This window comes from Streptomyces thioluteus, assembly GCF_039535865.1.
Genome location: NZ_BAAAXZ010000061.1, coordinates 1 through 12,103, shown reverse-complemented (window position 1 = coordinate 12,103; position 12,103 = coordinate 1). Strand labels below are relative to the sequence as shown.

Annotated in this window: 3 protein-coding genes and 4 pseudogenes; 4 read left to right on the top strand and 3 right to left on the bottom strand. The window is 76.0% G+C overall.

Annotated elements, in window-relative coordinates; genetic code table 11:
• Positions 1-227 precede the first annotated feature (227 nt).
• From prfB to ABD794_RS07825, 3 genes and pseudogenes are all read right to left on the bottom strand, one after another.
• Positions 228-1,334, bottom strand: a complete 1,107-nt coding sequence (gene prfB / locus ABD794_RS07835; protein WP_344961864.1) for a peptide chain release factor 2 — start codon at positions 1,332-1,334, stop codon at positions 228-230.
• A 47-nt stretch (positions 1,335-1,381) separates the two neighbouring features.
• Complete coding sequence (locus tag ABD794_RS07830; RefSeq protein WP_344961861.1) at positions 1,382-2,671, bottom strand: serine/threonine-protein kinase; 1,290 nt, start codon at positions 2,669-2,671, stop codon at positions 1,382-1,384.
• A gap of 150 nt (positions 2,672-2,821) precedes the next feature.
• Positions 2,822-4,608: pseudogene (locus ABD794_RS07825) on the bottom strand (serine/threonine-protein kinase).
• Between the two features lie 834 nt (positions 4,609-5,442).
• Here ABD794_RS07825 and ABD794_RS18680 point away from each other — a divergent pair.
• From ABD794_RS18680 to ABD794_RS07810, 4 genes and pseudogenes are all read left to right on the top strand, one after another.
• Positions 5,443-5,703: pseudogene (locus ABD794_RS18680) on the top strand (FHA domain-containing protein); the annotation flags it as partial.
• 1,558 nt (positions 5,704-7,261) lie between these two features.
• Positions 7,262-8,769: pseudogene (locus ABD794_RS18675) on the top strand (FtsK/SpoIIIE domain-containing protein); the annotation flags it as partial.
• Positions 8,770-9,397: 628 nt separating this feature from the next.
• Positions 9,398-10,847 (top strand): annotated as a pseudogene (locus ABD794_RS07815) (ABC transporter substrate-binding protein).
• Positions 10,848-10,860: 13 nt separating this feature from the next.
• Positions 10,861-12,103: carbohydrate ABC transporter permease (locus tag ABD794_RS07810; protein ID WP_344961859.1), on the top strand; the 1,243-nt coding region annotated here is incomplete at its 3' end.

Here is a 12,103-nt window from a genome sequence, read left to right as displayed (position 1 = left end):
CCCCAGTAGCTGGATTCGTCGTTGGGGCAGCCGTGCACCGGGTGGTGGCCCTGGGAGGGGTCCGCGAAACGTCAGCGGCGGCCTTGCGGCCTGGTGTCGCCCCCCGCCACACGCATCCCAGTGATACGCATGCCGCCCGCCACCCTTGCGAGTTTTCAGGCACACGTCAAGGCGGATCCGGGCGCTACGCCCGGATCCGCCCTGGTCCGTCCTGCTTTTCCTGCGTCCTACTTTTCCTGCTGCTTGCGCCAGCGAATGCCGGCCTCCAGGAAGCCGTCGATGTCGCCGTCGAGGACCGCCTGCGGGTTGCCGACCTCGAACTCGGTGCGCAGGTCCTTGACCATCTGGTACGGGTGCAGGACGTACGAACGCATCTGGTTGCCCCAGGAGTTGCCGCCGTCGCCCTTGAGCGCGTCCATCTTGGCCTGCTCCTCCTGGCGGCGCCGCTCGAGCAGCTTGGCCTGGAGGACGTTCATCGCGGTCGCCTTGTTCTGGATCTGCGAGCGCTCGTTCTGGCAGGAGACGACGATGCCGGTCGGGAGGTGCGTCAGGCGCACCGCCGAGTCGGTCGTGTTGACGCCCTGGCCGCCGGGGCCGGACGAGCGGTAGACGTCGACGCGCAGCTCGGACTCGTCGATCTCGACGTGGTCCGTCTGCTCGACGACCGGCAGCACCTCGACGCCCGCGAAGGAGGTCTGGCGGCGGCCCTGGTTGTCGAAGGGCGAGATGCGGACGAGGCGGTGCGTGCCCTGCTCGACGGAGAGCGTGCCGTACGCGTACGGGGCCTGGACGGCGAAGGTGGTGGACTTGATGCCCGCCTCTTCGGCGTACGAGGTCTCGTAGACCTCGGTCTTGTAGCCGTGGCGCTCGGCCCAGCGCAGGTACATCCGCTGGAGCCGCTCGGCGAAGTCGGAGGCGTCCACGCCGCCGGCCTCGGCACGGATGTTGACCAGGGCCTCACGGGCGTCGTACTCGCCGGAGAGGAGGGTGCGGACCTCCATCTCGTCGAGCGCCTTGCGCACGGCGGTCAGCTCGGACTCGGCCTCGGCCATGGCGTCGGCGTCGCCCTCGGCCTCGGCGAGCTCGAAGAGCACCCCGAGGTCGTCGATGCGGCCACGCAGCGCCTCGGTCTTGCGCAGCTCGGCCTGGAGGTGCGACAGCTGGCTGGTGATCTTCTGCGCCGCTTCCGGGTCGTCCCACAGGGACGGGGCGGCCGCCTGCTCCTCGAGCACGGCGATGTCGGCCCTCATCCTGTCGAGGTCCAGGACGGCCTCGATCGACCCCATGGTGGAGGAGAGGGACTTGAGCTCTTCGGATACATCAACGACTGCCACGCACCCAGCCTAACCGCTGTGCGGGGCGGGGCGCCCCGGTCCGGCGTTCACGGGAGCTGCCCCTGGGGGGCGTCCGTGCGGTGGACGCCGGGCTTGGTGTCCGCCGAGTCGTGGCCGGCCGTGGCGTACCAGCCGCCGACGCCCGCCGCCGCGGCCAGCGCCACCGCGGCCGCGCCCAGCTTGATCCGGCGGCGTTTGCGCTCCTCGGCCGGGGTGCGGTGGCGGGCCGAGCCGGCCCTGCGCTCGCCCGCCGCGCGAGGTGCCCGCGCCGTGCCGTGCGCTCCGCCCGCGAGCTCCTCCGGGCCCGGTACGCGCATGCTCGTGTGGGTGTCGCGGCTGGAGTCGAAGGCCGGCGCCGGGACGAGCGGGACCGCGCCGCGGCGGGGCGCCGCGGGGGCCGACGGCGGCGGGGCGTACAGCGCGCCGGGCGCCTGCTCGCCGCCGTCCGCCGCGTCCCCCTCGCCCGGCTCGTCGATGTCGAGCGGCGGCAGCCCGGCCAGCGCGGGCAGCATCTCGTGCAGCCGCGAGGCCAGCTCGGGGGCGCGCAACCGGGAGGCGGGCGCCTTGGCCAGGCACTGGACGATCAGCTGCCACAGTTCGTCGGGGATGCCCGGCAGGGGGGCGACGGTCTCCGTGACGTGCCGCCGCAGGACCGCCCCGGGGTGACCGCCGCCGAACGGCGTGAACCCGGCGAGCAGCTCGTAGAGCACGGTGGCCAGCGCGTAGACGTCGACGGACGCCCGGGGCGGCAGGCCCTCGACGATCTCGGGGGCCACGTAGTCGGGGGTTCCGATGACGCTGCGCGGGGCCGCGGCGCGGGCGCGGTCGCGGGTGGGGCGCGGGGAGTCGACGAGGCGGGCGATGCCGAAGTCCGTGAGCAGCGCGGGGTGGGCGCCGCCGGGGCCGAGCGGGCCCTCCATGTCGAGCAGGACGTTCTCCGGCTTGACGTCGCGGTGGACGATGCCGGCCCGGTGCGCGGCGGCCAGGCCGTCGGCGACGTCCGCGACGATGGCGACGGCGGCCTCGGGGGCCAGCCGGCGCTCGTGGTCGAGCCGGGTCCGCAGGTCGGTGCCCCGGACGAGGTCCATGACCAGCGCGAGGTCGGCGCCGTCCACGACCAGGTCACGGACGTTGACCACCCGGGGGTGGTCGAGGCCGAGGAGGGCCGCCCGCTCCTGGACGAAGCGGCCGACGAGCTCCTGGTCGGACGCCAGGTCCTCGCGCAGGAGCTTGATGGCGACCGGGCCCTCGGGGCCCTCGCCCAGCCACACCGTGCCGGCGCTGCCCCGGCCGAGGACCTGGTGGGCGGTGTACCGGCTGCCGATCTTCCGTGCCAAGACTCTTCCCCGACTCCTCAGACATCCCGACAGGCGCGTCGCACCGGATCGCGCGCGACCAACCTACGCGGCTGAGGGGATGCTAGGGGCACCGGCCGGTGCCCATCCGCACTTCCGCCGCACAAGCCGCCCGATCCGGTGGGCCGGGGGCTAGTTGCCCGAACTGTGGCCCGAAACCCAGTCCTTGACCTGGGTGACCCAGTCCCAGGCGGCGTCCCAGAAGCTCTTGCCGTCGGCGACCCAGTCCTTGAGCGGGGTGAACTCCCACACGGCCCAGGAGCCGATGACCAGGATCACGATCAGGAACAGACAGCCCTTGAGGCAGCCGAGGCCCGGGATGCGCATGGGGTTGGCGCTGCGCTGCCGCGGCGGACGGGGTTCGCGCCGGGGGGCGGGTTCGGGCGACGGAGGGGCGTACGGCTGCGGCTGGGGCGCCTGCGGCGGCTGCTGGTAGCGCGGCTCCGGCCGGCGCCGTTGCGGGCGCTGCGGCGCGTACGGCTGCTGGGGCTGCTGTTGCTGCTGCGGGGCGTACGGCTGCTGGGGCTGTTGCCGCGGTGCGTACGGCTGCTGCGGCTGTGGCGGCTGCTGGTAGGGCTGCTGCTGCGGCGCCGCGTACTGCTGGGGCTGCTGGGGCTGCTGGGGGTAGCCCTGCTGGGGCGCCGGGCGGCGCGTGGGGCGCCGGCGCAGCGGGTCCTCGCTGGGGTCCAGGTACTGGACCTGCGTCTGGTCGTTGCGGTCGCGGGCCGCGCGCAGCTGGGTCTGCCACGGGTGCGGGCCGTCGGCCTGCTGCGGCCCGGGATCCACCGGCGGCATGGCGCGGGTGGGGTCGGCCCCGCCGTAGGAGCCCGCCGGGAGCACCTGGGTGGGGCCCGCGTCGGGAGCGGTGCTCGGCAGCACGCTGGTCGCCGCGTCGGGGTCGTACCCGCCCGGCGCGCCGGCCGTCGGCGGCAGCACCTGGGTGGGGTCCGCGTCGCCGAAGCCGCCGGCCGGGGCGCCCTCGCCCGTGCCCGGCACCACGGCCGGCTGCGGGTCCGGGGCGAGCAGCGCGGCGACGCCGAGCGCGGCCTCGGCCTGGGCCGCGCTCGCGTGCACGCCGACGCCGGCGGCGACGACGCGCAGGGCACGGGCCAGGTTCTCGGCGCTCGGGCGCTCCTCGGGGCGCTTGCGCAGGCAGCGCTCGATGACCGTCCACAGGGGCTCGGGGACGGTGGTGGGACGGCGCGGCTCGGCGCTGAGGTGCTGGTGCAGCACCTCCAGGGCGGTCGCCCCGGCGAACGGGGGGCCGGCCGGTGACCAGCTCGTAGAGCAGGATGCCCGCGCCGTAGATGTCGACGGCGGAGGTCTGCGGGCGGCCCTCGGCCGACTCCGGGGCGACGTAGGCCGGGGTGCCGACGAACTCGTGGGTGCGGGTCAGCCCCGGGGAGTCGGCGAGGCGCGCGATGCCGAAGTCCGTCAGCATCGGGTGCATCCGCCCGCCCTCGTCCTTGAGCAGGACGTTGGCCGGCTTGAGGTCGCGGTGCACGACGCCGTCCACGTGGCTGGCCGCCAGCGCGTCGGCGATCTGGGCCGTGAGCAGGGCGGCCGCCACCGGGGTGAACGGGCCGTTCTCGCGCAGGTAGCGGTGCAGGTCCGGGCCGTCGATCAGGTCCATGACGAGGGCGAGCAGGTCGCCCTCGACGACGAGGTCGCGGGTGCGGACGATGTTGGGGGTGGGTGAGCCGCAGCAGGACGGAGCGCTCGCGCAGGAAGCGCATCACCACGTCCGCGTCGTTGGCCAGCTCCTCCTTGAGCACCTTGATCGCGACGGTCTCACCCGGCTGCCCGGCCACGGCGGCCTCGGCGCCCGCCGCCTCTCGCTGGCTCGCCCGCCAGACGGTGCCCGTGGCCCCGCGTCCGAGCGGCTCCTCGAGCAGGTACTTGCTGCCTACCGGCCGCACGTCATGCGCTCCCTGGTCGTGATCCGGACCGTGCTCCCGGTCCCGGGTGTCGAACTGTGTTTACGGCCTCTCCCCGAGCCCGGCCCTCCGCCCACTGTAGTGCTGTCCCGCGAACCGTCGCCTTGACGAATCCGTGGGGCTCGGGGGAAAGACGCGCGTTCCGGACGGTTGGTTGCCGCCGGTTGCTGCGGGAATGTCATGGGGTGATCGACGGCCGGGCGAAAAGGGGGCGACACCGGTCACAGGCGGTCACCCGCCGTACGGGACCGAGGGGGAAATCCCCCGCGGTCCGGTCGCCGAACGTTCCTCCCCGGCCGTTTTCGTCTCCTCTTCGACTCCCGTTCGAGCGGGGGGGCCGGTCGTTCATGATCACGAATCGGCTCTCGCCGGGCACGCTGTCGGCGGCAGGTGCGAGGATGCTCGCAGCACGGTGCGGTGGGGGCGGAGCGGAGGCCCCGCGCTCCGTGGTGACCTGTACGTGCCGAAGTGCCCGTGCGCGCCGGTGGGGGGCGGTCCTTCTCCCCCCGGACCAGGGCAGGAAGGGACTGTGGACGCCGATGCAGATCCGGCTGACCGTCCTCGGGCCACCGCTCGGCGGGCACGCCGCGCACGCCTGCGACGTTCTGGTGACCGCTCCCGCGGGCACCGCCCTCGCCGGGGTGGCGAGCGGCCTCGCCGCCGCCCTCGCGGCGGCCGGCTCCGACCTGGGCAGCGGGGCGGTCGTCGTCCACGCCGGGCAGGAGCGGCTCGACGCGCAGCGCTGCGCCCTGGGCGAGCCGCCGCTGATCGACGGCGCGGTGCTCTCCCTGGGCGCCCCCGCCGACCCGGAGCGCGATGCCGGCCCCCCCGCTCGCGCACGTCGCGGGGACCGCGGCCCGGCTGCACGTCGTCTCCGGTCCCGACGCCGGCGGGGTGCACCTGCTGCACGGCGGCGAGGTCCTGGTCGGCCGCTCCTCCTCCGCGGACGTCCCGGTCGACGACCCCGACGTCTCCCGGCTCCACTGCGCCGTCACCCTCGGCGACGACGGCCGCGTCACCCTCCACGACCTCGGCTCCACCAACGGCACCACGCTGGACACGACCCCGGTGGACGACCGTCCGGTCCCGTTCCGCCCGGGGTCGCTGCTGCGGGCGGGCGAGTCGACGCTGGTCCTGCACGGACCGGGACACCCCGGCCGGGCGGGGCCCGGACCTCCTTCCGACGTCGCCGGACGGGGAGGGCCGCCTGCGGGTGACCCCGCGGACCGCCGACGCGGGGGCGCGCGGGGCGCGCGCGGACGGGGCGTACGGAGGCGCGGCCCGGGGCGAACGCATCGGTGCGCCCGGTGCGCACGGAGCCGGAGCCGGTGGCGCATCGGAGGCCGCCGGGGCGGCGGGGCCGCGCCCCGGCACACCCGGGTACGCGACGGGCAGCGGCCCACGGCAGTGGACGTCCGGCGCGGCCGCACCGCGCGGGGATGCGGAGCCCGCGGCGCACCACGGCGGGCCGGAAGGCGGCACGCGCGTGCCCGTGCCGGCCGCCCGCCGCTCCGCCGTCCCCCCGCGCGATCCCGCGGCAACCGTGCCCCGGCCCAACGGCCCGGAAGAACGGACGCCGCCGCGGGGCGTGCCGACCACCGAGCAGCGCCCGGGCGCCGGCGAGACACCCGCGTGGGGCGCCCGGACGCCCGTGTACGGCACCGGGGCCGGAACGGCCGGGTCCCGCGCGGCGCAGGACGCCGCCGGCGCCGTGACGACCGTCACCGGGACCGGCGACGCCCGCCTCCGCGCCCCCCAGCAGCGCACCGAGGAGCCGTCGTGGACGGCGGGCGCGGCCCCGGCGGACACCTCGACCGCCCTGGGCACGGCCCGCATCCACCCCGGCCCCGGCCCTGGCACCGGCACGGCGGAGGCCCCCCCGGCCGCCGACGGCAAGCGCTCGCGCAACCGCGGCATAGCGGCCTGGGCGCGCCGCCTCGCCGGCGGCCGCGCCGGGCAGCAGCCGCGGCCCGAGGACGACGGCGGGCAGGGCTTCGTCCCGGCCCCGAGGGAGCCGGCCCCGGAGGAGACCTCGGCGGCGCTGCGCGAGCGCTGGCCGGACCCGGCGACCGTGCTGCTGACCGCGCTCGGGCCCGGGCCTCGCCTGTGGGAGCGGGGCCCGGACCACCCGGATCTGCTCACCGTCCGCCTGGGCACGGCCGACCGCTACGTGTCCGGCCCGCACGGCGGCGAGGGTGCGCTGCTGCCCGCCGTGCCGGTCACCGTCGGCCTGCGGCAGGCGGGTTCGCTCGGCCTGGCCGGGCCGCGGGTCCGGCTGGCCGGCCTGGCCCGTTCCGTCCTGGCCCAACTGGCGGTGCTGCACTCGCCGTCGGTGCTGGAGTACGTCCTGATCGCCGCGGATCCGCTGCGCGCCGCGGCGGAGCGGCAGGCGGAGTGGGCCTGGCTGGGCTGGCTCCCCCAGCTGCGACCGGCGCACGGCCAGGACTGCCGGCTGCTGGTCGCCTACGACCGGGAGCAGGCGGCGGCCCGCACCGCGGAGCTGGTCCGGAGGCTGGACGACGGCCCGCTGGGCCCGAGTTGGCCGACCGCGGCCGAGGAGAAGGTCGCGGCGCTGGCCGAGGCCCACCGGGGTCCGCGCACGGTGGTGGTCGTGGACGGCGACCCGGGCACCCCGGCCCTGCGGGAGTCCCTGGCCCGGCTGGCGGCGCGCGGCGGCGCGGCCGGGATCCATCTGATCTGCCTCGCGGACGCCCCGTCGACGACGGCGAGTTCGCCGGTGTCGGCGGCCCTGGAGACCGCGCGGGCGGCGTCCCCCGCGTTCCCGTACTGCGGAGCGGTGGCCCTGGTCGGCGGGGACGTGGCCACGGTCGTCCAGGTCATCGGGAGCGCGCCGCGCGGCGGCGCGGGACGTGCCGGCGCCGGGCAGCACGGTCGTCGCGGCCCTCGACGCGGTGTCGGGGGCGTGGGCGGAGCGCTTCGCGCGGGCGCTGGCGCCGCTGCGCGTGGCGGACTCGGCCGAGGGCGACGCCCGTTCGGCGCGGGTCGCGGCCCTGCCCCGCACCGCGCGGCTGCTGGACGAGCTGGGCCTGGCCCGGGCCACCCCCGCCTCGCTGACGGCGCGCTGGGCCTCGGCCACGGACCCGGGCAGCCGCCCGGGCGGCCGGGCCGTCGCCGTCCTGGGCGCGGGCCCGCACGGCCCGCTGTCGGTGGACCTGGCCGCGGACGGGCCGCATCTGCTGGTGGAGGGCGGCCCCGGCAGCGGGAAGACCGAGCTGCTGCGCTCGCTCGCCGCGTCGCTCGCGGCCGCGGACCGCCCGGACCGGCTCTCCCTCGTCCTGGTGGACGGCGCGGCGGCCGAGCGCGGCGAGGGCCTGCGGATGTGCACGGACCTGCCGCACGTCTCGACGTACCTGGCCGCCGCGGACCCGCTGCGGATGCGGGAGTTCGCGCAGGCGCTGGGTTCGGAGCTCAAGCGGCGCGCCGAGCTGCTGGGCACGCTGGACTTCACCGCCTGGCACGAGCGGCACTCCCCGCGCCGGCCGGACGGGCCGGCCTCACCCTCCTCCTCCGGTGACCTGGAGCCGCCCCCCCACCGGCACGCTCAAGCTGCGCGCGGCCCGGGCCGACGGCCCCGCGCACACCGCGGAGAACGCGCTGCCCCGGCTCGTCGTGCTCGTCGACGACCTGGACGCGCTGGTCGCCCCGGCCCTGGGCAGCACGGGCCGGCCGGCGGCCGGTTCGGTGGTACGGGCCCTGGAGGCCGTCGCCCGGGAGGGCGAGCGGCTGGGCGTCCACCTGGTCGCGGCCTCGGGCCGCCCGGACCGCACGGCGGACACGGCGGTGGCCGAACGGGCGCTCCTGCGCGCCGCGTTGGAGATCGCCCCGGCCGCGGACGACGGCGGGCCCGCGGGCGGCCCCGCGCCGGGCCGCGGCCGACTGCACCGGCCGGCCGCCGGCCCCGCCACACCGTTTCCAGGCGGGCCGGGTCACCGGCCGGATCCCGCGGACCGCGACGCAACGCCCGACGGTGGTTCCGCTGGACTGGCAGCGGATGGCGACCCGCCGACGCGACGGCCGCTGCGAGAGCTGGGCAACGGCCCCACGGACCTGGCGCTGCTGGCGAGTGCGCTGCAGCGGGCGGCGCAGTCGGCGGGGGTGGTGGCGGCGCCGGCGTTGCTGTAAGGGGGTTACTCCCCGCCCCGCCCTTTCTCCGTTTCCGCAGGGGCTGCGCCCTTCGCAACCCCGCGGTGCGCGGTGCGCACCGGGACGCGGGGCTCCGCCCCTGCACCCCTTCGGGGCTCCGCCCCGGACCCCCGCAACCGCGCTCCGCGCGGTTGTCCTCAAACGCCGGACGGGCCGAAGTGCGCGCCCAGGCACGCACTCAGCCCGAGGACAATGCGGCGAAGCCGCACTGCAGGGCCAGGGGCGCAGCCCCGGTCAGGGGTGCAGGGGGCGCAGCCCCCGCCGGGGTGCAGGGGCGGAGCCCCGCCCACCGCGCGGAGCGCGGACCCGGGGGCACAGCCCCCACCCACCCCCACCGCGCGAAGCGCGGCGCCGGGCCCCGGGGCGGAGCCCCGGAAGAAACGGAGAAAGGGCGGGACCGGGGCAGCCCCCCTCCCCCCAGACGCACCCCGCACCCCACCCACCCACCCGTCCCATCACATCCCGGTCACGATCGCCGAGTTGACATCGACGGCGGTATTGCGGGCGCCCCCGCCCCGGCGTAGGACTGTCGCACGGAAGTGCGGTCGCACGGGGGCCGGCGTACGGGACGGGGCGCCCGCCGCGACCGGGCACGGAAGGGACGGCAATGCGGACGGCGATACGGACGGCGACGCGTACACGTACGGCGACGCGTACGGCACCGACGAGAAGCCGCGCGGCACGCGGCGCACTGGCCGCGCTGGCAGCCGGCGCCCTGGCCCTGTCCGCCGCGGCCTGCGGCGGCGGCAGCAGCGACGACAAGAAGGACGACAAGGGCGACGGCGCCCCGAGCGCGACAGCGCCCGGCACCTCGGACGTCATACCCCACACCGTCACGCTCCCCAAGCTCAACGGCCAGAAGATCAAGGTGACCGCCGTCTGGACCGGCGCCGAGCAGCGCAGCTTCACCAAGGTCCTGGACGAGTTCTCCAAACGCACCGGGGCCGACGTGTCGTTCGTACCCAGCGGGGACGACATGTCGGCCTTCGTCGGCTCGAAGGTGGCCGGCGGCGACCCGCCGGACGTGGCGCTGCTCCAGCAGCCGGGCGTGTTGCGCGAGTTCGCGAAGAAGGGCTGGCTCAAGCCGCTCTCCCCGGAGGCGACGGCCGAGCTGGGCAAGAACTTCGCCAAGGGCTGGCAGAAGCTCGGCTCGGCGGCGGACGGCAAGCAGTACGGCGTCTACTTCAAGGCCAGCAACAAGTCGCTGGTCTGGTACAACACCAAGGTCTTCGACGCGGCCGGGGTCAAGGAGCCGTCGTCCTGGGACGAGTTGCTGCGCACGGCGCAGGCGATCGCCGACTACGGCGTACCGCCGGTCTCGGTCGGCGGCGCGGACGGCTGGACGCTGACCGACTGGTTCGAGAACGTCTACCTCTCGCAGGCGGGCCCGGAGAAGTACGACCAGTTGACGGCCCACAAGATCAAGTGGACGGATCCGTCGGTCAAGGACGCCCTGACCACCCTCGCCCGGCTGTTCGGCAAGAAGGAACTGCTGGCGGGCGGCAACGACGGCGCGCTGCAGAACCCAGTTCCCCACTTCCGTCACCCAGACCTTCGCGGGCGGCGACAAGGCGAAGGCCGCCATGGTCTACGAGGGCGACTTCGCCGCCGCCAACATCACCGCCGCGAAGGCGAGGATCGGCACGGACGCCAAGGTCTTCCCCTTCCCCAGGGTCGGCGCGAAGGCCCCGGTGGTGACGGGCGGCGACGTGGGCGTGGCGCTCAAGGACGGCGCGGCGGCGCAGGCCCTGCTGACGTTCCTGGCCTCGCCGGACGCGGCGTCGATCTGGGCGCACGAGGGCGGCTTCGTCTCGGCCAACCGGAACCTGTCCCCGGCCGCCTACCCGGACGACGTCCAGCGCTCCATCGCCAAGGCACTGGTCGCGGCGGGGGACGACTTCCGCTTCGACATGTCCGACCAGGCGCCCGCGGCGTTCGGCGGCAAGCCGGGCCAGGGCGAGTGGAAGGACCTCCAGGACTTCCTGCGGAACCCGGCGGACGTGGCGGGCATCCAGCGGAGGCTGGAGGCCGACGCGGCCAAGGCGTTCGGCGACTGACGGGCGGGGTCCCATGGCCACCGCGACACCTCGGGCCGCCCGTGCGGGGCGCGCCAGGTCCGGGCTCGGCACCCGCCCGTGGGTGGCGGCCGCGTTCCTGCTGCCCGCGCTGGCGCTGCTGGGCGCGCTCGTCGTCTACCCGATCGGGTACTCCGTCCACCGCAGCTTCTTCGACGCGTCCGGCCACGGCTTCGTGGGGTTCGACAACTACCACGAGGTGTTCTCGGACGACCGGATCCGCACGGCCCTGAAGAACAACGTCGTCTGGGTCGTCGTGGCCCCCAGCGTCGCCACCGTCCTCGGCCTGGTCTTCGCCGTGCTGACCGAACGGGTGCGCTGGGGAACGGCGTTCAAGCTGGTCGTCTTCATGCCGATGGCCATCTCGATGCTGGCGGCGGGCATCATCTTCCGCCTGGTGTACGAGCAGGACCCGGACCGGGGCGTCGCCAACGCCGTGTGGGTGGGGGTCCACGACACCTTCGCGGCGTCCGCCCCGTACCCCGGAGCGCATCCGCGCACCGGCGGCGACCTGGTGGCGGACGCGGACGGCGCGTTCACCGCGAAGTCCGCGCTGCGGGCGGGCACTCCGGCGCCCGCGCCCCTGGTGGCGGTCAAGCCGCAGGACGCCGACGGCGAGCGGGACGCCGTACCGGCGCGGGCCGAGCCCGGGAAGGTCACGGGGACGGTCTGGCTCGACTTCGTGCGCGGCGGCGGTGGCACGCCGGGCCGCGTCGACAGGGGTGAGAAGGCCCTGTCGGGCGTGACGGTCGAGGCGGTGCGCGACGGCCGGACCGTCGCGTCGGCGACGACCGGCCCCGACGGGACGTTCACGCTGCCGGCCGCGGCCGACGGCGCCCATGTGCGGCTGCCTGCCTCGAACTTCGCCGAGCGCTACCGCGGCGCCGAGTGGCTCGGCCCGACGCTGGTCACGCCGTCGATCATCGGTGCCTACATCTGGATGTGGGCGGGCTTCGCGATGGTGCTCATCGCGGCGGGCCTGGCGGGCGTCCCGCGCGAACTGCTGGAGGCGGCCCGGGTGGACGGCGCGAACGAGTGGCAGGTCTTCCGCCGGGTCACGGTGCCGCTGCTCGCCCCGGTGCTCGGGGTCGTGGTCATCACGCTGATGATCAACGTGCTGAAGATCTTCGACCTCGTCTACATCATCGCCCCGGGCTCCAGCCTCCCGGACGCCAACGTGCTGGCGCTCCAGCTCTACCAGTCGTCCTTCGGCACGGCCGTCAACCAGGGGCTGGGCA